The organism is Mycobacterium sp. GA-1199, assembly GCF_001500045.1.
In the GTDB taxonomy this organism is placed as follows: domain Bacteria; phylum Actinomycetota; class Actinomycetes; order Mycobacteriales; family Mycobacteriaceae; genus Mycobacterium.
Map to the genome: position 1 here is coordinate 242,345 of NZ_LQIX01000023.1, position 23,705 is coordinate 266,049.

The 23,705-nt window shown below is 64.7% G+C and carries 14 protein-coding genes; 7 read left to right on the forward strand and 7 right to left on the reverse strand.

Annotated elements, in window-relative coordinates:
* The first annotated feature begins 34 nt into the window (after positions 1-34).
* Both AU198_RS16400 and AU198_RS16405 read left to right on the forward strand, forming a co-directional pair.
* On the forward strand, positions 35-664 hold the full coding sequence (locus tag AU198_RS16400) for a TetR/AcrR family transcriptional regulator (RefSeq protein ID WP_064349270.1): 630 nt from the start codon (positions 35-37) through the stop codon (positions 662-664).
* Positions 665-681: 17 nt separating this feature from the next.
* Entirely contained in the window at positions 682-1,443 is a 762-nt protein-coding gene (locus tag AU198_RS16405) for a hypothetical protein (RefSeq protein WP_064349272.1), read from the forward strand.
* A gap of 1 nt (position 1,444) precedes the next feature.
* On the opposite strand, the gene AU198_RS26230 is transcribed toward AU198_RS16405, so the two are convergent.
* Both AU198_RS26230 and AU198_RS16410 read right to left on the reverse strand, forming a co-directional pair.
* Entirely contained in the window at positions 1,445-1,615 is a 171-nt protein-coding gene (locus AU198_RS26230) for a hypothetical protein (RefSeq protein ID WP_156431632.1), read from the reverse strand.
* 145 nt (positions 1,616-1,760) lie between these two features.
* Positions 1,761-2,117 (reverse strand): Gp19/Gp15/Gp42 family protein, encoded by a 357-nt coding sequence (locus tag AU198_RS16410; RefSeq protein WP_156431633.1) that lies wholly within the window; start codon positions 2,115-2,117, stop codon positions 1,761-1,763.
* Positions 2,118-2,477: 360 nt separating this feature from the next.
* On the opposite strand from AU198_RS16410, the gene AU198_RS26460 reads away from it, so the two are divergent.
* Together AU198_RS26460 and AU198_RS16415 are read left to right on the forward strand one after the other, a co-directional pair.
* Complete coding sequence (locus AU198_RS26460; protein ID WP_197416130.1) at positions 2,478-2,849, forward strand: hypothetical protein; 372 nt, start codon at positions 2,478-2,480, stop codon at positions 2,847-2,849.
* A gap of 80 nt (positions 2,850-2,929) precedes the next feature.
* Positions 2,930-3,634, forward strand: a complete 705-nt coding sequence (locus AU198_RS16415) for a hypothetical protein (RefSeq protein ID WP_064349274.1) — start codon at positions 2,930-2,932, stop codon at positions 3,632-3,634.
* 66 nt (positions 3,635-3,700) lie between these two features.
* Here the strand turns inward: AU198_RS16415 and AU198_RS16420 are convergent, their stop codons facing one another.
* From AU198_RS16420 to AU198_RS16430, 3 genes are all read right to left on the reverse strand, one after another.
* Positions 3,701-4,009, reverse strand: a complete 309-nt coding sequence (locus tag AU198_RS16420; RefSeq protein WP_064349275.1) for a hypothetical protein — start codon at positions 4,007-4,009, stop codon at positions 3,701-3,703.
* A 454-nt stretch (positions 4,010-4,463) separates the two neighbouring features.
* Entirely contained in the window at positions 4,464-5,306 is an 843-nt protein-coding gene (locus AU198_RS16425; RefSeq protein WP_197416131.1) for a MaoC/PaaZ C-terminal domain-containing protein, read from the reverse strand.
* Between the two features lies 1 nt (position 5,307).
* The gene (locus tag AU198_RS16430) at positions 5,308-6,660 is read right to left on the reverse strand and encodes a 3-oxoacyl-ACP reductase (RefSeq protein ID WP_064349279.1); all 1,353 of its coding nucleotides are present in this window, start codon (positions 6,658-6,660) and stop codon (positions 5,308-5,310) included.
* 46 nt (positions 6,661-6,706) lie between these two features.
* Between AU198_RS16430 and AU198_RS16435 the strand changes: the two genes are divergently transcribed.
* Positions 6,707-8,005: an acetyl-CoA C-acetyltransferase gene (locus tag AU198_RS16435; RefSeq protein ID WP_064349280.1), complete on the forward strand. Its 1,299-nt coding sequence runs from the start codon at positions 6,707-6,709 to the stop codon at positions 8,003-8,005.
* 157 nt (positions 8,006-8,162) lie between these two features.
* On the forward strand, positions 8,163-9,095 hold the full coding sequence (locus tag AU198_RS16440) for a TIGR03564 family F420-dependent LLM class oxidoreductase (protein WP_064349483.1): 933 nt from the start codon (positions 8,163-8,165) through the stop codon (positions 9,093-9,095).
* 231 nt (positions 9,096-9,326) lie between these two features.
* On the opposite strand, the gene AU198_RS16445 is transcribed toward AU198_RS16440, so the two are convergent.
* Entirely contained in the window at positions 9,327-11,162 is a 1,836-nt protein-coding gene (locus AU198_RS16445; RefSeq protein ID WP_064349281.1) for an acyl-CoA dehydrogenase, read from the reverse strand.
* Positions 11,163-11,400: 238 nt separating this feature from the next.
* Between AU198_RS16445 and AU198_RS16450 the strand changes: the two genes are divergently transcribed.
* Positions 11,401-12,480, forward strand: a complete 1,080-nt coding sequence (locus tag AU198_RS16450; RefSeq protein ID WP_064349283.1) for an NAD(P)H-dependent amine dehydrogenase family protein — start codon at positions 11,401-11,403, stop codon at positions 12,478-12,480.
* 77 nt (positions 12,481-12,557) lie between these two features.
* Here AU198_RS16450 and AU198_RS16455 read toward each other — a convergent pair whose 3' ends face one another.
* A complete protein-coding gene (locus tag AU198_RS16455) occupies positions 12,558-23,588 on the reverse strand; it encodes a type I polyketide synthase (protein WP_064349285.1) in 11,031 nt (3,676 codons plus the stop codon).
* Positions 23,589-23,705: the final 117 nt, after the last annotated feature.

The window sequence follows — 23,705 nt, forward strand, 5'->3', positions numbered from 1 at the left end:
CGCCCTGGTGGCGCGCATTGCTTACCCTGGTGGGATGGCCGGAGGTACCAAGCGGTTGCCGCGCGCGGTGCGCGAGCAGCAGATGCTGGACGCCGCCGTGCAGATCTTCTCGGTCAACGGCTACCACGAGACGTCGATGGACGCGATCGCCGCCGAGGCGCAGATCTCGAAGCCGATGCTGTACCTGTACTACGGCTCCAAGGAAGAGTTGTTCGCGGCGTGCCTGGATCGGGAGCTGGCGCGGTTCGTCGACGAGGTCCGCAGTCAGATCGACTTCAAGCAGAGCCCGAAAGACCTGTTGCGCACCGCGGTTCTGGCCTTCCTGAATTACATCGACGCCAACCGGGCGTCGTGGATGGTGCTCTACAGCCAGGCCACCAGTTCGCAGGCGTTCGCGCACACCGTGCGTGAGGGTCGCGAACGCATCATCGACCTGGTGGGCAGGCTGCTGCGGTCGGGCACCCGAAACCCCGAGCCCGACACCGACTTCGACATGATGGCCGTCGCGCTGGTCGGTGCCGGTGAGGCGGTGGCGTCGCGGGTGAGCACCGGCGACGCCGGTGTGGACGAGGCCGCCGAGCTGATGATCAACCTGTTCTGGCGCGGCCTGAAGGGCACCCCCTCCGACCACCCTATCGAGACTGCGGTGAGATCGCCGAATTAGCCGCGAGGCAGTGCGGTATGTCAACGGTCGAGTACTCGATTGTCAGGCATTACACCGGCATCAGGCTGCAGGCGTTGTCGCTCCGCGTCGTTATGCTCGCCAGCATGGCACGCACTCGGAAGGAACTCCTCGAATACTTCGAGGAACAGCTCGGATTTCTAGAGCGGTCGAACGCGGCATACGATGCGGGGCATGTCGGCGAGGCGAAGCGGCTCGCCCAAGCAGTCCGCGTGCTCTTACACCACACGGCTCCCAGGTATTCGTCGCACGCCGTGGTCAACCAGCTAGGGCTTGAGAACATCCTGACTTGGGTTGATACCGCCGGTGTTCCCGATCCGCGAAATCTCCTATCGACGCCTGGTCTTACCCGATTCAAGATGACCGCAGGAGACGGATCGGACCCTGAGTACGAGCCAAAACTGGGTGACTATCCGCCTTCACCAATTCTGACGGCTGGGGGTCGACGGATTACACGGGGATCACGAATCGCGTTCAGCGAATGGTGGACTAACACGGTGATCAAAGACGCCGCAGGAACCGGATACTCCCGACGCAAGCTGGTTCTTGCCCTATCGAACAAAGAGGGCGGAGCGCACGTCGACCCAATCGCTGACGCCGATTACGAAGCTCTGGCGAAAAGCAATTCGCTGGGCTGGTCAGTGACGGTAGGCGACGATGACCCTAGACCGCTGGCCCAAAACCCGGTGTTCCCGTCGATGCGGCAGATTTCGTACGAGGTGCTGGAGTCGATCAGGCAACAGCGTGACCAGATCAAGTAGTTCATCTTCGAACCATCACGTAGTCGACGTGGTCGGTACGGCGGGACCCGCTGTAGATCAAGGGATCTCCGTCGATCGAGTACCGCTTACCGTTCCACTCCACGGCGCTCTGTGCGCCGAGCAGATCCGGGTATCCGACCAGCCGAAGCCGGTACTTCGAGGTGGTGGCCACGTCGTTCTCCGACGACGACAGCGGCTGGATGACCGCCCGGGTCAGGACTCCGACCTTGCCGGGTGCGGTAATCGTGTTGCCGTCTGAGTCCCTCTGGCGACCTCCGCGAAGACGGTCACCTGATCGGTGCCACGGTGCAGGAGGCTCATCGACGGCCTCCGATGCGGGGAACAATCTGGAACATCCGGCTGGGCTTGATTCCCAGCCGCTCCCACTCCTCAGCGGTGATGCGGAGGCTGTTGTCGGCAGCCTCTCGCGACAGTTGGTAGCCGTAGCTGCCGTCCTGCTCGCTGAAGAGCCCCTCGGGGTTGCGGACGACCCGCAGCACGGCCTCGGCCTCGATGTCGACCACGTCGGCCTCGTCCAGGTCTCCAGCGTCGATCTGCGCGGCCAGGTCGGGGATCCTGCGAAGGATCTTCCGCTCGACCTGCTCGAGCCGGCGGTTGACGAGCGTCGTCTCTTCGGTCGTCAGCGACTTGCTGTAGATCGCTTGTAACGTCAGCGGCTTTCGCGTGTGCCATCAGATGGCCCTCTCTTCTCGGTCTAGTAGTGCAGCGGTGGCCGGGTTCGCCGGCAGCCCTGCGGATTGCTTGGCTCGCATGTCTGCGAGGAACTCCGCGTGCGAGCGCGGATCGGGTCTCGTCAGCCGCTCCCGGAAGAACTCGGCGATGGACATGCTGGGAGACGATTTCGGCGCTGCCTTGGTACGGCGGCGTCTGGGCTTGCGTTGGGACTTGCTCATCAGTCGTCGTCGCCTGTCTCGGCGAAGTTCATCCAAGGGATCCGCCCTGGGTAGTCGGCGGAAGTCCGGGTACGCGACCCGATAGATTTTCGATGACCGGTCGCATAGGAGACGAGTGTCATGAGAAAGACCTCTTCCGCCGCCCTTATTGGGGCTCTCATGGTGGTCAGCTACGCGACAGTCGACTTAGCAGCTGCAGAACCGACGACAACGCCGCCTGCACCGAGGACCGTAGCCGAAGCTCGCGCTGACGGTTCCACGCCCTGGCTCGATCGCCTCCATAAGGCCGGTCTCGACCACCTTGTGCTTGAAGACGTGAATAAGACAGCTTTTGAAATCTGCGACCTCGTATGGGTGGGTGGCGATTACGACAGGATCATCGAACACCTTGCTTGGGATTACTCCCGCAAGGATGCAATCCAGCTCTACGGCGTAGCAGTTGGACATCACTGTCGTACTCCAGTTGGTGCCGTTCCAGGGTTTCCCAAGTAGGTTGCCGCAGCTGTCTCCTTCATCAGTCGGTCTACCTGGCTACGGTTGAGTGTCAGTGAGCAGCGGTTGGGAGGTGGGCAATGGCCGAGGAGAAGGAAGCGGAGCCACCCGTGCCAACGGAGGCGGGAGAGGTGCCGTCGCCATTGGCTGCCCAGTCGAACCAAGACGAGTTGGAGAAACTAGACCGACATTTGAAGATCACGACGGTAGTGGTCGCGATACTTGCACTGATCGCCTCAGCGTCGTCCGCATCAGCCGCATGGGCGTCTTGGCGTACGGCCAATGCATCTGAACAAATCGCTCGCGAGGTTGCCAGGACATCCGGTGCATACCTCGAGTTGGACAACATGGTCGGACTCTTCGGGAAATGTGGCGATACCGCCGATCCACTTGTTGCCGTCGCAACGGTAGAGAATCAGGGACGTATAGCCGGACGGGTGAGGTCGCTCATAATGTACGTCGACATCTACGACCGCTCTGCACTTCCGCGGGAAGTGACGAACCGGTTGGAAGATGTCAACTTTCCGGCGCCGGCCCCTGGCGGCAGCCAATCGATCTTCGTGGCCGAGGTCTCCAATGTGGTTGTAAACCCACAAGACAGCGTCGAATTGAGGATGCCCGTGAACTGCGAGAGCCTTCATGTCCTGAACATTGATCCCGTTGACGCTAAACAACAGTTGCGGTTCTCGATTCTGAGGCACGATTTACCTTGGAAGCTCGCACCCGATTTCACCTTTGGAGACAACGAAACGGTGCAGCCGTGGGGTGTTTACGGCAGTAACTAAGTCGCCGAAGGGCCGTCCCGTAGAACGGCTCTCCGGCGGATCCAGTTGTCGTTCGGCCGATTGGGATCAAGCCGCGTCGTACAGACGCACAACCGACTCCGGGTGCAGGAACACGAAGCCAATGCGTGCGATACCCCGAACGTCGATGGCGTCTGCCGGAACGTCGAACAGACGCATCTCGGTGCCCTGGCGGAGCACGACCCTGGTGCGGGTCGAGTCGAGACCCCATGCCATCGTGGCGGCGTCGACATCGGGGTCGGTCAGGACCTTGATGTCCGCGATGAATGCTCCGTCGGTGGTCCGCTCCAGCACCGCTCGTTCGAGCCGGTGCCCTTCTCGAGCTTCGACAGAACCTTGGGCGGTGTCGGGGTGCATGATCCACCGGTCGAGGTTCGCGATCGACAGCCTCAGCAGCGATCGATCACGTCGATGAATGGATCCTCGTTGGTGATCTCGGTACCGGTATCCACGACCGAGGCAGTCAACGACAACAACCGTTGCTCGCCTTGGCGGTGGTGTTCGCCAGGAACGCGGCATCGATCCTCTTCGCGATGTCGTTCGCAAGACCGGCCGCCGCCTGATCAGCAATCGCCGGGTCAGTGTTACTGCCGAGGCCATCTCCTGGCCAGCGTGGAGCGTGTCGTCATCGCTGGGACCGCGTCCGTCCCAACGGGCGAGTGCGGTGATCAGTTTCTCGAGGATGTCGGCAGGAATCATGGTTGTAGATCTACACAGCCGAGTAGTCAGTCGTTGACATACCACTATCGATAACGACCTTTGAGAAGCAGCGAACTGCGGATCCCAGCATCGTGACCGGTTCGGCGCGCACCTACAGCGAGCGGACCGTCCCGAACAGATGCGGCTCGCGCTTCTTCATGTCGCGCAACGTCAGATCCCAGCCGTCGGACACCCGGTCGACGTACAGGCCTGCGCTCGCGGGCAGCACCACCGGCTTGGCGAACTTCACCGAGTACTTGACCGCGTCCGGTAGTTGACCCTCGATGTTCGCCAAAACCGCCGCCGCGCTGAACATTCCGTGCGCGATGACGGTCGGAAACCCGAACAGCTTGGCGGCGACCGAGTTGGTGTGGATCGGGTTGTGGTCGCCGCCCACCGAGGCGTAATGGCGGATCTGCCCCGGCGTGATGCGCAGCATCGCGTTCGGCGGGCCGAGTTTCGGCGGCTTCTGCGGCGGCGGCTTCGGCTCGTCGGACAGGCTGGTGCGCTGCTGGTGCAGGAACGTCGTGATCTGATGCCACGCCTGCTCATTGCCGACGTTGACATCGGTCACGATGTCGACCAGCAGGCCGCGTCGATGCTCGCGCAGGTTCTCCGCGTGCACCTTCACCGAGACGGAGTCGGTCACCGCGATCGGGCGGTACTGGGTGATGTGGTTCTCGATGTGCACCGAACCCATTGCCGCAAAAGGAAAGTCGAAGCCGGTGACCAACGACATGAGCGTCGGAAACGTCAGCGCGAACGGATACGTCAGCGGCACCGTGTCACCGAACTGCAGTCCGGTGACCGCCGCGTAGGCCGCCACGTTCTCGGGATCGATCTTCAGGTCCTCGACGGTCAGCGTGCGGTCGGGCAGCGTCTCGCCGCGCGGCACGAACGGCAGGGCACCCGCCGCCGCGCGTGCCAGGTTCATCAAGCCGGACGGTTGGGACACGTCACGCCCCCAACCACGCTTGGCCGCACACCCGCACCGTGTTACCCGTGACGGCGTTGGACGCCGGGCTGGCGAAGTACGCGATGGTCTCGGCGACGTCGACCGGTTGGCCGCCCTGGTACAGCGAATTGAGCCGTCGGCCCACCTCGCGGGTGGCCAGCGGAATCGCCTCGGTCATCTTGGTCTCGATGAAGCCGGGAGCCACCGCGTTGACGGTGACGCCCTTGTCGGCGTAGGCCTCCGACAGGCTGTCGGTCAGCCCGATCATGCCCGCCTTGGTTGCGGCGTAGTTGGTCTGCCCGCGGTTGCCCGCGATGCCGGCCATCGACGACAGGCCGACGATCCGGCCACCCTCGCCCAGCACTCCGTTGTTCACCAGACCTTCGGCAAGGGCAAGCGGCGCAACCAGATTCACCGCGACGACCGAATCCCAACGCCCCTCGTCCATGTTGGCGAGCAGCTTGTCGCGGGTGATGCCGGCGTTGTTGACCAGGATGTCGACGCGACCGTCATAGTGGTCTCGCACATGCTCGGTGATGCGGTCGACCGCGTCGTCGGCGGTCACGTCGAGGGCCAGCGCGGTCCCGCCGACCTTCGTGGCGGTCACGCCGAGCGCTTCCTGCGCCCCCTCGACGTCGATGCAGATCACCTTCGCCCCGTCGCGGGAGAACACCTCGGCGATCGTCGCGCCGATACCGCGGGCGGCGCCGGTGACGATCGCGACCTTGCCGTCCAGCGGCCGGTCCCAGTCCGCGGGCGGCGCCGCGTCGTCGGGGCCGATCCGGAACACCTGACCGTCGACGTAGGCCGACTTGCCCGACAGCAGGAACCGCATCGTCGACTCCAGACCCGTCGCGGCGGGCTTCGCGTCGGGGGACACATAGACCAGGTTCACCGTCGCACCGCGACGCATCTCCTTGCCCAGCGAGCGGGTGAAGCCCTCGAGCGCACGCTGCGCGATGCGCTCATGTTCGCTGGCGGCCTGCTCGGGGGTGGTGCCGATGACGACGACGCGACCGGAAGGCCCGAGGTTGCGCAGCAGCGGGGTGAAGAACGCGTAGAGCCCCTTGAGGCCGGTCGGTTCGGTGATACCGGTGGCGTCGTACACCAGTCCGCCGAACGAGTCGGCCCAGCGACCGCCGAGGTTGTCGGAGACGACGTCGTAATCCTCGGCCAGCGCGGTGCGCAGCGGTTCCACGAGTCGGCCCTCGCCGCCGATCAGCAGCGTGCCCGCCAGCGGCGGATCACCCGGCTTGTATCGGCGCAGCGTCTCGGGCTGGGGGATGCCGAGTTGCTTGGCGAGGAACGATCCGGGCGTCGAGTGGACGATTTGCGAGTACAGATCGGATGCCATGAGGACGAACTTACTCCAGAGTAAGAAGGGTGGGTACTATGGGTGCATGCCTAGTGATACCCGCCGACGCGTCGCCATTCTCGGTGGCAACCGAATTCCTTTCGCTCGCTCCGACGGCGCCTACGCCAGCGCGTCCAACCAGGACATGTTCACCGCCGCGCTGGGCGGCCTCATCGAGCGCTTCAACCTCGAGGGGGAGACGCTCGGCGCGGTGATCGGCGGAGCCGTGCTCAAGCACAGCCGCGACTTCAACCTGATCCGCGAATGCGTGCTCGGCAGCGCGCTGTCGTCGTACACGCCGGCCTTCGACATCCAGCAGGCGTGCGGCACCGGCCTGCAGGCGACCATCTCCGCGGCCGACGGCATCGCCGCGGGCCGCTACGAGGTCGCGGCCGCCGGCGGCGTCGACACCGCTTCGGATGCACCGATCGCGCTCGGCGACGATCTTCGCCGCACGCTGCTGGGGCTGCGCCGTGCGAAGTCGAACGTTGACCGGCTCAAGCTTGTGGGCAAACTGCCCGCATCGCTGGGCATCCAGATCCCGGTCAACAGCGAGCCCCGCACCGGCATGTCGATGGGTGAGCACGCCGCCGTCACCGCCAAGGAGATGGGCATCAAGCGCGTCGACCAGGACGAGCTGGCCGCCGCCAGCCACCGCAACATGACCGCCGCTTACGACCGCGGCTTCTTCGACGACCTGGTCACGCCGTTCCTCGGGCTGTACCGCGACAACAATCTGCGCCCCGATTCGTCGGCCGAGAAGCTGGCCAAGCTCAAGCCGGTGTTCGGGGTCCGCAACGGCGACGCGACGATGACTGCGGGCAACTCCACCCCGCTGACCGACGGCGCGTCGGTGGCCTTGCTGGCCAGCGAGAAGTGGGCCGAGCAGCACTCGATTGAGCCCATGGCCTATTTCGTCGACTCGCAGACGGCGGCGGTCGACTACGTCAACGGCCGCGACGGCCTGCTGATGGCGGGCACGTACGCGGTGCCGCCGCTGCTGGCCCGCAACGGTCTGACCCTGCAGGACTTCGACTTCTACGAGATCCACGAGGCGTTCGCGTCGGTGGTCCTGGCCGTGCTGCAGGCCTGGGAGTCCGAGGAGTACTGCAAGGAGCGCCTCGGCCTCGACGCCGCGCTCGGGTCGATCGACCGGTCGAAGCTCAACGTCAACGGCTCCTCGATCGCGGCCGGGCATCCGTTCGCCGCGACCGGTGGGCGCATCGTCGCGCAGCTGGCCAAGCAGTTGGCCGAAAAAAAGAAGGAGACGGGGCAGCCGGTGCGCGGGCTGATCTCGATCTGCGCTGCCGGCGGCCAGGGTGTGACGGCGATCCTCGAGGCTTAGCGCCTGCCAGAACCGCGGGAGAAATTAATTTACGGCGGCTGTAACGCCCCTCCGAAACGCGCCGATACACCGGATAGCTCCGTGCTGCCGTCTGACCCCCCGACCCGACGGCAGTACGGGGCTCTTAACGTTGTGGCGCCCATGCTTCGATGGGGTGATGCAGATCAGCGTCGCTCTCACCGGACTCATCACGGACGCCGACGGCCGCCCACCGCTCGACGGCGTCTTGGCGAAGTTGACGTCGTTGCGCGACGAGGGGTTCGGCAGGGTGTGGATGGCACAGTTGCCTTACGACCCCGACCTGCTGACGATCCTGGCCGTCGCGTTCCGCGAGATCGACACCATCGAGGTGGCGTCGGGCGTCATCCCCATCCAGGTCCAGCACCCGACCCAGCTGGCGCAGCGCGCGCTGACACTGAACGCCATCGCCGGCGGCCGCTTCACCCTCGGCATCGGGCTGAGCCATCGCATGGTGACCGAAGGAGTGTGGGGCATTTCGTATGACAAGCCGGTGCGGCAGATGCGCGAATACCTCGACGCGTTGCTGCCCCTGCTGGCCGGTGAGCCCGCGGAGGCTGCCGGAGATTTCTGGACCACCCGAGGCTCGCTGAAGGTGCCCGGCGCCCCGCGACCCGACGTCTACCTCGCCGCGCTGGGTCCGCAGATGCTGCGCCTGGCCGGCCGTCGCAGCGCCGGGACGATGACCTGGATGACGGGCCCCAAGACACTGGCCGACCACATCGTCCCGACCCTGCGCACGGCCGCGGTAAAGGCGGGCCGCGACGAGGGCTCGGTCCGTGTCGTGGCGTCGTTGCCGATCAGCGTCACCGACGACGTAGACGCCGCCCGGACCAAAGCCGCCGGAGAGTTCGCGATCTACGGACAGTTGCCGTCGTACCGCGCCATGCTCGACCGGGAGGGCTTCGCAGAACCCGCGGACGCCGCGATCATCGGCGACGAGGAAACGGTGGCACAGCGACTCGACGAACTGGCCGCGGCCGGCGTCGACGAGTTCGTCGCCACCGTCTTCGACTCCGACTCCGAAGCGCGAGCGCGCACGCGGACGCTTCTGCGAGCCAAGGGCGACTGAGCAGAAAATTCGCCCTGGTGTGATCGAGAACACAGGCGTACGATCGGTCGCACGACGGGTTCGGGAGGGCAAGTAGGTGCGTCACATCAGTCGCGCGCGGTCGGCTTTCAACCCTTGCCGACTCTTCGGAATAGCCACTCCCGAACCCGCCCTTCATGTCTTGCATCCCATGCAAAACGCCCCCGGGAAGAGTCCGGGGGCGTTTTGTCGAACAGGGCGGCTGAAGGCTCTTTAGAAGGCCGCCTCGTCGAGTTCCATCACCTCGTTGTCGAGGTTCTCGATGATCTGACGCGTGCTGGTGAGCATCGGCAGGAAGTTCTTTGCGAAGAACGACGCCACCGCGACCTTACCCTCGTAGAAGGCGCGGTCGTCACCGCTCACACCCGCGTCGAGCTTGTCGACGGCCACCGCGGCGTGCTGCTGCAGGAGCCAGCCGATGACCAGGTCGCCGACGCTCATCAGGAAGCGCACCGAGCCCAGGCCGACCTTGTACAGCTCGGTCGGGTTCTCCTGCGCCGCCATCAGATAGCCGGTGAGCGAGGCCGCCATCGCCTGGACGTCCTCCAGCGCGGTGGCCAGCAGCGCGCGCTCGGCCTTGAGCCGGCCGTTGCCCGACTCGTTCTTGATGAACTGCTCGATCTGGCCGGCCACGTGAGCCAGCGCCACACCCTTGTCGCGGACGATCTTGCGGAAGAAGAAGTCCTGCGCCTGGATGGCCGTGGTGCCCTCGTAGAGCGAGTCGATCTTGGCGTCACGGATGTACTGCTCGATCGGGTAGTCCTGCAGGAAGCCTGAACCACCGAGGGTCTGCAGGCTCTCGGTCAGCTTGGCGTAGGCCTGTTCGGAGCCCACACCCTTGACGATCGGCAGCATCAGGTCGTTCACCCGCGCGGCCAGCTCGGCGTCCACCTCGTGCACGGCCTTGGCCACCGCCGCGTCCTGGTAGGTCGCCGTGTAGAGGTACAGCGCGCGCAGACCCTCGGCGTAGGCCTTCTGGGTCATCAGCGAACGACGCACGTCGGGGTGGTGCGTGATGGTCACGCGCGGCGCGGTCTTGTCGGTCATCTGCGTCATGTCGGCACCCTGCACACGCTCCTTGGCGTACTCGAGCGCGTTGAGGTAGCCGGTCGACAGCGTGGCGATTGCCTTGGTGCCCACCATCATTCGGGCCTGCTCGATGACGTCGAACATCTGCGCGATGCCGTCGTGCACCTCGCCGACCAGCCAGCCGACAGCCGGGGTGCCGTGCTGACCCAGCGACAGCTCACAGGTGGCCGACACCTTTAGGCCCATCTTGTGCTCGACGTTGGTGACGAAGACGCCGTTGCGCTCGCCGGGCTCACCGGTCTCGGGGTCGAAGTGGAACTTCGGCACGAAGAACAGCGACAGGCCCTTGGTGCCCGGGCCTGCGCCCTCGGGGCGGGCCAGCACCAGGTGCATGATGTTCTCGAACAGGTCGTCGGAGTCGCCCGAGGTGATGAAGCGCTTGACGCCGTCGATGTGCCAGGTGCCGTCGGGCTGCTGCACGGCCTTGGTGCGGCCGGCGCCGACATCGGAGCCCGCATCGGGCTCGGTCAGCACCATCGTGGCGCCCCAGTTGCGCTCGGCGGCCAGCACGGCCCACTTCTTCTGCTCGTCGGTGCCGTTGTTGTAGAAGATCTCGCACATGCCCGCGCCCATGGCGTACATGTAGGCCGCGGGGTTGGCGCCGAGAATGTGCTCGATCAGCGCCCACTGCAGCGCCCGGGGCATCGGCATGCCTCCGAGTTCCTCGGAGAGACCGACCTTGTCCCAGCCACCCTCGAGCAGCGCGCGCATCGACTTCTTGAACGAGTCGGGCAGCGTCACCGAGTGAGTGTTCGGGTCGAAGGTCGGCGGGTTGCGGTCCGCGTCGGCGAACGACTCGGCGATCGGGCCCTCAGCCAAGCGGGCGATCTCGCCGAGCATCTCGCGGGCGGTGTCCACGTCCAGCTCGGCGTAGTCACCCTCGCCAAGCGCCTTGTCGACGCCGAAGACCTCGAACAGGTTGAATACCTGGTCACGAACGTTGCTCTTGTAGTGGCTCACTGTTCCTCCTCGGTGAGACGGCCACTGTTGGTTGGGTACTTGTTGCTTAAGTTACCCACCAGTAACTGTCCGAACTATACCCATCAGTAACTTCAACTCAAACCACCTCGAAACAATTTCCGGGGCCTAACTAACCGCCCGGTTGGTCGGGGAGCCGAAATCCGCAGTTGACAGGTGTCTGGCCAGGCGTTGAGGCCCATTGTGAGAATCGTCACGCCAGCCCGGATAGGGTGTTGCGATGCTTCGCATCGCGATTTGGGGGACCGGAAACATGGGGTCGGCGGCCATCCGCTCGGCGTCGGCTTTTCCGGGGTTGACACTCGCCGGCGTCATCACGTCGTCGCCGGACAAGGCGGGTAAGGACGCCGCAGCGTTCGCCGCGCTCGACGGGTCGACCGGCGTCACCGCCACCACCGACGTCGACGCGGTGCTCGCCGACTGCGATGCCGTCGCCTATATGGCCTCCGGTGACATCCGACCGGACGACGCCGTCGCCGACATCGAGCGCTGCCTGCGGGCGGGCAGGCATGTGGTGACGCCGTCGCTGTACTCGCTCTACGACCCGCGCTCTGCGCCATCCGAATGGGTCGACCGGCTCACCCGCGCCGCCGAAGAGGGCAACTGCACCCTGCTCGTCAGCGGCGTCGACCCGGGCTGGGGCAACGACGCGCTGGCGGTGATGGCCGCCGGTTTGTGCACCAGGATCAACAGCATCCGCTGCCAGGAGATCTTCGACTACTCCACTTACAACCAGCCGTTCGCGGTGAAGGTTTCGTGCGGGTTCGGCGGATCCATGGACGAGACGCCGATGATGTTGCTTCCGTCGATTCCGACCATGGTGTGGGGCGGGAACATCCGCTTGGTCGGCCGCGCCCTCGGGATGGAGATCGACGAGATCGCCGAGGAAGTCGAACGACGCCCACTGGAGGAGCCCGTCGAGACGGTGATGGGCCGGTTCGAGAAGGGCACCCAGGGCGCGTTCTGGTTGAAGGTGATCGGAAAGTCGGGTGGACGCGAACGCATCGTCATCGACCACATCACCCGCATCCACTCGTCGTGCGCGCCGGACTGGCCGTATCCCGACGAGGGCGTCGGCGACCACCGCGTGATCATCGACGGCGATCCGCAGCTGACCATCACCACGCGCGCCGACGTGCCCGGCGGTACGCGCGCCGACGGCGGCAACACCACCGCCGCCAATCGACTGCTCGGTGCCCTTGCCTGGCTCGTCGAGCAGAAACCCGGCATCTACGACGGGCTCGACGCACCGCTGCAGACGACGCTGCCGCCGGAGGTGCAGGCCCAGCGCTGGGCATAGGTTTTCTTTGTACCGAGCGCACGCTTGTGTACGCGTTTCCCCCTGGACGGGTGTTCACAAATGTGCGCTCGGTGCCGTCAGTCGTCTGCCGAAACCGCCTGCCCCTCAGCGGTTTCCGCGTCATCGGCGTCGGGTAATTGAGCGACGAGATACTCGGCGAGCCCGCCGATGGTCGGGTAGTCGAACACCGCCGTCGCGTTGATGGTGAACGCGCCGCCGAACTGGCTGTGCAAGCGGTTGCGCAGCTCGATCGCCATCAGCGAATCTGTCCCGAGATCCAGGAAGCGACTAGTCGCTGCGGGCGGCTGCGCCAGCCGCAAGAAGTTCTGCACCTCGCGCTGAAGGAACTCGGTGACGAAAGCCGCCCTCTGCGGCACCGGGATCTCCTGCAACTGGCGGAGCAGCTCGCTGTCGCCAGTCACCTCCCCCTCGGGGCGAGGCAGGACGAGATCCAGGATCGGCGGCCGGGCAGCACCCAACAGCTTCGCGGCTCGCTGCCAGTTGGCTTTGACGATCGTCGCCTGTCCCGTGCCGTTTGCGACCACCTCGGCCAGTGCGCTCAGCGCCGTGGACGGTTCCAACGGAACCAGACCCTGCGCGTTGAGGTTGGCGCGCACAGCTTCCGACGAGGCCATCCCGCCGTCGGCCCACGGCCCGAAGTTGACAGCTGTGGCCGGCAATCCGGCCGCACGACGCCTCGCGACCAAGCCGTCGAGCAGCGCATTGGCCGTTGCGTAGTTGGCCTGCCCAGGAGATCCGAAGATGCTGGACACCGACGATGACACGATGAAGAAGTCGAGGTCGTCGGCTTGGGTCAACCGGTCCAAGTGGCAGGCGCCGAAAGCCTTGGGCCTCAACGTCGTTCGGAATCGATCGATTCCCTGCTGGGATAGCAGGGCATCGTCGAGCACTCCGGCGAGGTGCGCCACACCGGCGAGCGGCGGCAGATCCGCGCGGATCCGGTCAAGCAGCCGCGCCACCTCGTCCTCGTCGCCGATGTCGGCGGGAAAGGTGTGGATGCGGCACTTGTAGCGCTCGGTGATCTCGTCAATCGTGCGCTGCGTAAGCGCGTCGGCTTCGCGACGGCTGGTCAGGACGATGTCGCAGGCCCCCAGTTGCGCCAGGTACGCCGCGAGGCGCAGGCCGATCGCCCCCAGTCCGCCGGTGATCAGATAGCTCCGATCCGGCTTCGGCTGCAACGGATCCGGGACCTGAAGCACGATCTTGCCGATGTGGCGCGCTTGCTGCATGCGGCGAAACGCCGCCCTTGCCTCGGTGATCGGATAGATCTCGGCGGGCAGCGGCTTCCACTCGCGACTGGCCATCCCGTCCGAGACTTCAACCAACAACCGTTTGACGTGGTCGGGATTCTGCAGAGCGGTCAGATCCAACGCGACGATCTCGTAGGCGATATCGGGTCGGGTCGCCGCCATCTGCTCGGGCGTCCAAATGTCGCGCTTGGCGATCTCGGCGAAACGCCCGTTGCGGGCGGTGGCCCGCACCGTGGCGTCGATGAATCCCTCATTAGTCAGGCTGTTGAGCACGACATCGACTCCCGCACCGTCGGTGTCCGCCAAGATCTGATCGGCGAAATCCGTCGTACGCGAATCGTAGACGTACTTCACGCCCATCTTGCGCAGCGTCGAACGCTTGTACTTGCTCGCGGTTGCGAAGACGATGGCGCCGTGCTGCTGTGCCATCTGGACCGCGTATAGGCCGACGCCACCGCTTGCGGCGTGAATGAGCACGCGGTCGCCTGCTTTCAACTGTGCCCAGTCGAACGCGAGCCGGACCGTCAGCGCTGCGGCGGGAATGGTTGCCGCGGCAACGGCACTCAGCCCCTTGGGAATTGGTGCCACCAACTGAAGCGGGACATTGAACCGGCTGCAGAATGCCCCCTGCATGAACCCGTAGACGTGCTGGCCCACTTCAATGCCTGTGACTCCGTCACCCAACTGCGTGACGATGCCGGCGAAATCGCCGCCGATTGGCCCTGGGTCGCCCGGGTAGAGGCCCAGTACGTTGAGCACGTCTCGGAAGTTGAGGCCGGCGGCCTCAACCTGGACTTGCACGTAGCCTTCGCCCGGTGGCGAGAGCTCGACCTCGGTCAGGCGCAGATTGTCGATCGCACCGCGCTCAGTGGGTGAAAGGACATAGTCCGTTGAGCGCGGAACGGTCAGATGCCCGCTGCGGGCCCAGGGCAATAGCCTTGAGGCCAACAGCTTCCCCTGGCGCACGGCGAGTTCAGGTTCATCGATCGGTGTGCTCAGCATGTTGGCGAGAATGCGCACCGCGTCCGGTGAACCGTCGGTGTCGATCAATCTGCCGCGTACCGCGGGCTCCTCATTGATCGTGGTACGTCCGAAGCCCCACAAAGCGGCCTGCACAGGGTCGACCGGCTCGCCCGACTCGGTGGCCACTGCCCGCTCGGTGACGATCCACATGCCGCCCGGGAGCTTCACGCCGTCTTTCCCCGAACCGCCTTGCACCGCGTGCACAGCGCTGAGAAGATTTACGATCTCGCCTTCGAGCCGCGCGGCGATTTGACCACTCGAATCGTCGGGCCGCGGGGCGGTTGCACGCCAGACGACCCCGGAGAACCCGACGCCGCGCTCATGCGCGTCCAACAAGAGCGCTCCCAACGTCGCCGAATCGGTGGTCCGGTCGAATGGAATGCAGCCGGGCACCGTGCTGGCCAGTTCGTCAAAACCGACGATCAACCAGGTGCCGTTTGTCGGGGCGGCGTCGTCACTCAGCGGCGGTAGCGGCACCTCGTGCCAGCCAAGGGTATAGAGCAGCCGGGTGACATCCCCGCCAAGCCCGCGAAGCAGCGCTTCACGTGGTGCGCGTTTGACTGTGAACTCGCGAATCCCCCCCAGTAAACGGCCATCTCGATCGACGAAATCCAGATCGAAAACTTGTGTTTCGTTGTCGACGCCACTGGCGTGCCACTTCGCCCGGCAGTAGAACCTGCGAGGGATCCTCTCTTTGAGCCAAACCTGCCCGTACCGCAATGGGAGGAACATGTCGTTGACGCCTCGTTCGAGCGCGAGGTGTGACGGGAACGCCGGGAAAGTCACGCCGGTGCACAGATCCATCAGCACCGGATGCATCGGCTCGGTGCCGAGGTGATCGGCGAGATTCTCGCCGACGAGGATGTCCCCGATCGCCTCACCTTCACCGACCCAGAGTGACTTGAGGGAACTGGACCAGGTGGGTCCCCACACGAGTTCCGCATCGGCGAAGGTTTCGAACAAGTCCTGTGTTCGCATGCGCCCCAGTCGCTCCACCGCTTCACTGATTGGCTCCTCGCTGTGCGGAACCGGCTCGTCGGTGGCAGTCGAATTATCTCCCACCACGGTCCCGTCGGCGTTGAGCGACCATTCAGCATCGCGAACCCCGAACGGGCGACTATGAAGTGAAAAGCTCAGCTCGCCATCGTTCTCGAGTGGATGCAGCGTCAACTGGACTTCACGAGAACTCTTGTCAGGCAGGATGATCGGTTCGTAGAAGAAGATGTCCTTCGCCCGGGTCGGCGCGCCGACGGCGGCCAGAACCATCGCCACATACGTGGCACCGGGAACGACCACCGTCCCGTAGATGACATGATCAGACAACCAGGGCTGCGACTTGACGGACAGCCTGGTGGTGAATACGGAGTCGCCCGAAGCGAGATCCTTCGCGCTTCCAAGCAGTCCGGAAACCGCAGGGCCGTCCACGGTGATACCGGACGTCTTGGGCCAGAAGCGGCGGCGCTGGAACGGATATGTGGGCAGTTCGACTCTGCGAGAGCGCTGATGATGCAGCGCCGCGAAATCGAGGCGGTGGCCACCGACGTAAGCCGAGGCCAGCCCCTCGGCGATCTGGCGTCGGTCATCGATACCTTTGCGCAGCGAGACCACCGCGCGCGGCGCGGACATGTGCTCTGGCCAGACCTGCACCGCGGCGCCGGTCAGTACCGGTTGCGGGCCGATCTCCATCAACACCGAGCATCCGAGCGCCGCAACGGTCCGGACACTTTCGGCGAATTGCACCGGTTGGCGAGAGTGTCGCCGCCAGTACTGGGCATCGAGCGGAGACTGCGGCGTGAGCACGGCACCCGTGCGGTTGCATACCAGCGGAAGCGTCGGAGCGGCGAATTGCAGTTGTCCAGCGTATGACTCGAATTCACCAAGTACAGGATCTAACAGTTCGGAGTGGAAGGCGTGGCTGGTCTCGAGCCAGGTGCAGCGGACTCCCTCGTCACTGATCTTGGCGACTATCTGTTCCAGATCTTCGCCCGGGCCGGAGAGCACAGTGTTCGGACCGTTGTAGGCACCGACTGACACCCGAGGGAAGTCGCCGGCGATTTCCTCGACAAGCTTTGCATCGGTGAATATCGCTACCATGCGCCCGCCTTCGGGCAGGCTCCCGAACAACCGGCCGCGCTCAGCCATCAACCTCGCCCCGTCCTCCAGGCTGAACACCCCTGCCACACAAGCCGCCGCGTACTGTCCGACGCTGTGGCCGAGGACGACGTCAGGCTCGACGCCCCACGACTGCCACAAGTGCGCAAGGCCCATCTCGACGGCGAAAAGTGCTGGTTGCGCTAACGACGTGTGCTGCAACACGTGTGCGTCGTCGCGGCTAGTGGAGAAGACAACATCCAGTAACGGGCGCGAAAGCATACCGTCAACCGCATCGGCGCAACGCCTCACCGTTTCGGCGAAAACCGGCTCAGCATCGAACAACTCACGTGCCATACCCGGATACTGGCTGCCCTGCCCTGTGAACAACCACGCTGTCGTCGGTCGATCGGCACACTCGCCGCGCAGCAGACCGGGGCGCTGCCGGTTCTCGGCCAACTCGGCCATGCCCTCGCGGGCACTCTGAACCGAATCGACGACCAAGGCGACACGGTGCTCGAAGTGCGAACGGCATGTACCAGCGGTGAGGCACACGTCGGCGAGGTCGGCGGTCGGATTCTTCTCGAACCAGGCGCCATACCGCTGGGCCAACGCGATCAGCGCTTCGGGTGACCGCGCAGACAGCGCCAGTACATGGACCGGCCGCTCACCGGCCGGGGACCGCGAGGGATCTTCCGTCGCCGTGCCTGCCGAGTCTTCAGTGCCCTCGACCGCTGGCGCATCCTCGATCAGCACGTGCGCATTTGTGCCGGTGAACCCGAAGGAGCTCACGCCGGCGCGGCGCGGCCTGCCGTTGGTCTGCCACGGAATCGTCTCGTCGACGACACGCACCGGAAGTGAGTCCCACGGGATATGCGGTGAAGGGTTGTCGAAGTGCAGGCTGCGCGGTAGCGATCCATTCTGCAGCGACAAAACGACCTTGATCAAACCTGCAGCCCCCGAGGCTGATTCGAGGTGACCCACGTTGGTTTTCACCGATCCCATCAGCAGTGGTCGGTTCGGGTCGCGTGCGGCGCCGTAGGCGGCCGCCGCCGCCTGCACCTCGATCGGATCACCCAGCGGGGTACCTGTCCCGTGCGCCTCGAGGTAGTCGACATCGCAACCCGCCACGCCGGCACGAGCTAGGACGGCATCGATGAGCCGTTGCTGTGCGCCGCCATTGGGCACCGTCAGCCCGCTGGAAGCGCCGTCCTGATTGACGCCGCTGCCGGAGATCACCGCATGGACTCGGTCGCCATCGCGGACGGCGTCGCTCAAGCGCTTCAGCACGAGAATGCCGCAGCCTTCGCTGCGTACGTAGCCGTCTGCTGAGGCGTCGAAGGTTTTGCATCGCCCGACGGGGGAGAGCATCCTGGCGCGAGATGCGGCGATCACCGTCACCGGACTCAACAAGACGTTGACTCCTCCGGCCAATGCCATATCGCAGTCACCTGCGTGCAACGCCTGGCACGCCTGATGGACGGCCACCAACGCCGAACTACATGCGGTGTCGATCGCGACAGCCGGTCCCTCGAGTCCGAGGGCAAAGGCAACGCGACCAGAAACCGCGTTGAGCGCATTGCCGGTGATGAAGTACGGCTCGATTTTGTCGACCGACTCGGAGGACAGCAGGTGCGCGTACTCGTTGGCCGCAACGCCCATGAAGATGCCGGTCCGGCTACCGCGCAATGCGGCCGGCGCGTATCCGGCCCGCTCCAGACCCTCCCACGCCGTTTCGAGCGTCAGGCGCTGCTGCGGCTCGATCCAAACGGCCTCACGCGGGGATATGCCAAAGAATTCGGGATCGAATCCGTCGATCTCGTCGAGGAATCCGCCGTAGCGGGAGTAGATTTTACCCGGAGCCTCCGGATCCGGGTCGTAGAACTCGTCGATGTCGTAGCGGTCCTCCGGGACCTCCCGGATCGCATCCACACCGCCCGACAGCAATTCCCAGAAAGCCTCCGGATCCGGCGCAGCCGGGAAACGGCACGACACCGCGACGACGGCGATCGGTTCGTCCGTACGAGTCACAGCTGAGGTAATTGGCGACGCGGGAGGGGCTTGCTCAGTGAGGCCCAGCACGTCCCCGAGTAGGTACTCGACGACATCGGACAGACGGGGGTGATCCATTACGAGCGTGATCGGAATCTCATGACCCACAGCCTGTTCGATGCGCCGGCGCAACTCGACGGCCATGAGCGAATCCATGCCGAGGTCGAAGAAACCCGCGTCCTCGCGTATCTGGGCGGCGTCTACTCGCGTCACCTCTGCCACCGCGCCACGAAGGTAGTCGCTCACGAGCTTTCTGCGCTGCTGCACTGGAGCGCTTATCAGCTGCTCGACGAATTGAGTGTTGCCCGAAGGCAACACAGCCTGCGCCGACACCTCGGTCGGCACCTCGCTTTCCAGGTGGGCCAGGAATGTCCGCTTTCCCGCCTGGTGGTAAAGCGGCAGGAACCGCGCCCAATCGATCCGGGCCACGACTCCTTGTGCTGCTGAAGCTGAGACGACATCGGAAAGACCCGCCAGTGCATCGGCGGGCGACAACGTTTTCACGCCGCGTTGATCCAATCGTGCGCGGGAATCCGCGTCCGCCATTCCTGCCGACCATGGACCGAAGTTGACGCTGACCCCACAGACACCCCGCTCACGCATGCGCCATGCCAATCCGTCAAGGAAGGCGTTCGCTGCGCCGTAAGCGGTCTGGCCGTATCCGCCCCACACCGACGCGATCGACGAGGTGCAGATGAAGAAGTCAAGTTGAAGGTCAACAGCCGCTTCGCTCAGATGCCAACCGCCCCAAACCTTCCCCGCGAATACGCGGTCCAATTCGGCTTGCTGGGATTCGAAGTCAGCGTCGCTCAGGGGAGTGATGCCGACCTCTCCCGCTGCATGGACGATTCCGGCCAGGGGCGGCAACTCCGCGCGTACGGTGCTCAACAAGCCCTCAACGGCGTGGGCATCGGCAACGTTGGCGGCGATGACGCGGATTTCACAGGCGTGACGTTCACTCAAAGCGTCGAGGCGACGCTGAACGGCGTCGTTGGGAGGGCGACGACTGGTGAGCACCAGGTGCGTGGCGCCGTGCGCAGCGAAGTACCCGGCGATCTCCAGTCCTATTGCACCGAGGCCGCCGGTGATCAAATACGTCGCTTCATCGCGCAGTGTCACCGGTACACCACTCGGCTGATCTGCTCGCCGAACCAGCCGTGGAACAAAATCTCCGTCGTCACGCAGCGCAAGTTGGTCGTTCTTGGCGGTGGCGTCGGTCGATTTCAGAATCGCATCAACCAACCGAGACCAGTCGTCGGTCCGAATCTCCCTACCCGGCGGCAGGTCCGCCAGCCCGCCCCAAACTTGTGGGAACTCCAGCGCTACCGCGCGACCGAATCCCCATAGACAACTCTGATCCGGCGCCACTGTGTCCCCGTCGATGACTCGCTGGGCGCCCCGGGTCACCAACCAGATGGGCGCGCGTAGTCCAGACGCGACCACCGCACGAAAGAGCCGCCGCGTTCCGCCCAGCACGCGATGCTGCACCCGTTGCAGTGACTCTGCCGAGGGCGAAGACTCGGCATCGATAGTCGGGACATACATGATGCGGACCGGTGAATGCTCCTCCGCCGCAACGTGTAGCTCCTCCACGAGGCGTTCCTCGTCGGTGCCGGATAGCGGTAGCGTGGCGATCCGGTAGCGGTGGCCAGCTGCGCTCAGCGCCTCGATCAGAGGCTGGTCGGCGTCGGGGATGTCTGTGATGAGGAGCCAACTGCACATTGGAGCGGCTTCCGCCGCCGAACTGGCTGCAGCTGCCTTCTCCCAGCGCACCTCGTAGCGGTCGTCGGCGATTGAATGAGTTGCTCGTTGTCGGTTATGTTGTGCTGCAAGCTTGCTCAGTAAATTGATCGCCTGTTTGTCGTCACTCGAGCCGTCGAGTAAGGCCACAAGTTCTTCGATTCGGCCGTCTTCGAGAAGGCGCACCGCCTCGGTGCGGGGCCCGTCAACGTTCTGTCGTTGATTGGGGCGCTCTCGATTGTCTCGATACCAGTAATCGCGGTGCTCAAAGGGATACAGGGGCAGATCGAGCTTTCGAGCGTGCGGCTGCGTCAGCGCGTCGAAGTCGAGCAGGTGGCCCAAGACGTAGGCGTCGGCAACCGCTTCGGTGATCTGTCGGTGGTCGGCGGTGTTCTCTCGGAGGGATGCGATCACCCGCGGCGCGGTGGCCGGATCCGGCCAAGCTCCCAGCGCCGTGGCGGTAAGCACTGGTCGTGGTCCGATCTCGAGTAGCACCTTACAGTTCTGATCGGCAAGGGTGCGAACGCCTTTGGCGAACTCCACGGGCTGGCGCGCATGACGGCGCCAGTAGCTGCCGTCCAACGTCACGCTCCTCCCGAGCGCGACACCGGTGCGATTGTCGATCAGAATCCTCTGCGGGGGATTGAACTGGAACTGCTGCGCGAACGCTTCGAAATCGTCGAGTATCGGCTCGAGCAGAGCCGAGTGGAACGCATGACTGGTCTCGAGCCAGTCGCACCGGACGCCATCGGCCGTCAGTCCAGCCACGGCCTTCTCTAGATCCTCCGCAGGACCGGACAACACGGTGTTCGTACCGTTGTATGCCGCGACCGACAGACTCGGGAACTCATCGGTTCGACCCTCGACACGGTCTGCGTCGGCGAAGATTGCGGCCATCCGGCCGCCCGCGGCCAAACTGCCGAAGAGGCGTCCGCGTTCGGCCATCAGCCGCGCCCCGTCCTCGAGACTGAACACCCCAGCGACACAGGCCGCCGAATACTGGCCGACGCTGTGGCCCAGTACTACGTCTGGTTCCATACCCCACGACTGCCAGAGAGCGGCCAAACCCATTTCCACCGCGAACAGCGCGGGCTGTGCGTATGAGGTCTCCCGCAGGGTGTCATCGTTGGCCGGGCTGTCCACATCGAAAATGACGTCGAGCAAAGGCCTTTCGAGAAGACCGTCGACCGCACCCGCGCACCGTCTCAACGTCGCGGCGAACACCGGCTCCGTATCGAACAGCTCTCGGGCCATCCCGGGGTACTGGCTGCCCTGTCCGGTGAACAACCACGCCGTCTTCGGCACCTCGGTGCTTTCTCCCCGGACCAGTCCCGGTGCCGGACGGTCCTCCGCGAGTGCACCTAGTAGCTCGATGGCGGATTCTCTCGAGTTGGCGACGACCGCGGCCCGGTGCGCCAGGTGCGCGCGTCCCGCACCGGCGGTGTAACACACGTCCGAAAGCGTGGCCTCCGGGTGCGCGACCATCCAGTCGCGGTAACGCGCGGCGAGCTGCACCAAAGCGGACGGCGTGCGCGCCGAGAGTGGAAGGAGATGGAACCGGCGGTCCGGGGCGGGAACGACGCGACCGTCGACTGCCCTATTTGTTTCCCCGGATGGTGCTTCCTCGATGATGACGTGAGCGTTCGTGCCCGCGAACCCGAATGAGCTGACTCCGGCTATACGTGGCGCGCCGTTGCGTTCCCAAGCGATTGATTTCTTGACGACCTCCACCGGAAGCCTCTCCCAAGGGATGTGGGGTGAAGGCTGTTGGAAGTGAAGATGCTGCGGCAGCATTTCGTTCTCGAGCGACAGGATGACCTTGATAACGCCCGCGATACCCGCTGCCGCCTCCAAGTGACCGATGTTCGTCTTTACCGACCCGAGCAACAGCGGCCGGCTTGCTTCTCGTCCGTCACCGAGCACCGCACCTGCGGCCTGGGCTTCGATCGGGTCACCGAGCGAGGTCCCGGTGCCGTGCGCCTCCAGGTAGCCGACGGCGCCCGGTTCGACACCGGCAGACTTCAACGCATCAGAGATAACTCGTTGCTGCGCAACGCCGTTGGGCACGGTCAATCCACCCGACGCGCCGTCTTGATTGATTGCGCTGCCCCGGATCACGGCTCGAATCTGGTCGCCATCTCGAATGGCGTCCTCGAGCCGCTTGATGACGATGACGCCACACCCCTCGCCCCGCACATAGCCGTCCGCGGCCGCGTCGAATGTCTTGCAGCGACCGTCGGGCGCGAGCATGTGTGCGCTGGAGAAGGTGATCATGGTCGCCGGTGTGAGAAGAACGTTGACCCCGCCGGCAAGGGCAAGGTCACATTCGCCCAAACGCAGGGCTTGGCACGCCTGATGGATGGCTACCAGGGACGAACTGCACGCCGTGTCGACGGCGACCGCGGGTCCCTGCAATCCCAGCCTGTAGCTGATCCGGCCCGCGGCGGCAGCGTGCGATGTACCGATGGCCATGTAGGCCTCGATCTCCGGGTAGGTCAGCTCGTCGGACGCCATTCCCAGGTAGTCGTGGGTGGACATACCCACAAAAACCCCGGTGTTCGTGCCGGCTAAAGCCGTTGGCGCCGTTCCCGAGTGCTCCACGGCGTGCCAAGCTGTTTCCAGTAACAGCCGATGTTGCGGGTCCATCAACCTGACCTCGCGCGGCGACACGCCAAAGAACGGAGCATCGAAACCCGTTGCGTCGTCAACAAAACCGGCGCGACGCGTCACTACCTTGCCTGGGGCGTCCGGATCCGTGTCGAAGAACTCGTCGGCATCCCACCGGTCCTCTGGGACCTCCGATACTGCGTCGCGGCCGTCTCGCAGTACTTCCCAGAACTCGTCGGCGTCGCGGGCACCCGGAAAGCGCGCTGCGTAACCGATGACCGCAAGACGCGAGGCTGGCTCGATCGGATGTACGGCGGATACCATGCCGTGGTCCTCCCTTGGTTCGGCGCAGAAGATGGCCGCTGAGGGCCTGTCTCGCGCCGGAAAATGGAACTCCCTCCGGAGACTAGGGCATCAATGGGTGCGGCATGGGCGTCTTCG

Coding starts and splice junctions, on each gene's coding strand:
- AU198_RS16400 (WP_064349270.1), top strand. CDS start 35: ATGGCCGGAGGTACCAAGCGGTTGCCGCGCGCGGTGCGCGAGCAGCAG.
- AU198_RS16405 (WP_064349272.1), top strand. CDS start 682: ATGTCAACGGTCGAGTACTCGATTGTCAGGCATTACACCGGCATCAGG.
- AU198_RS26460 (WP_197416130.1), top strand. CDS start 2,478: ATGAGAAAGACCTCTTCCGCCGCCCTTATTGGGGCTCTCATGGTGGTC.
- AU198_RS16415 (WP_064349274.1), top strand. CDS start 2,930: ATGGCCGAGGAGAAGGAAGCGGAGCCACCCGTGCCAACGGAGGCGGGA.
- AU198_RS16420 (WP_064349275.1), bottom strand. CDS start 4,009: ATGCACCCCGACACCGCCCAAGGTTCTGTCGAAGCTCGAGAAGGGCAC.
- AU198_RS16430 (WP_064349279.1), bottom strand. CDS start 6,660: ATGGCATCCGATCTGTACTCGCAAATCGTCCACTCGACGCCCGGATCG.
- AU198_RS16435 (WP_064349280.1), top strand. CDS start 6,707: ATGCCTAGTGATACCCGCCGACGCGTCGCCATTCTCGGTGGCAACCGA.
- AU198_RS16440 (WP_064349483.1), top strand. CDS start 8,163: ATGCAGATCAGCGTCGCTCTCACCGGACTCATCACGGACGCCGACGGC.
- AU198_RS16450 (WP_064349283.1), top strand. CDS start 11,401: ATGCTTCGCATCGCGATTTGGGGGACCGGAAACATGGGGTCGGCGGCC.
- AU198_RS16455 (WP_064349285.1), bottom strand. CDS start 23,588: ATGGTATCCGCCGTACATCCGATCGAGCCAGCCTCGCGTCTTGCGGTC.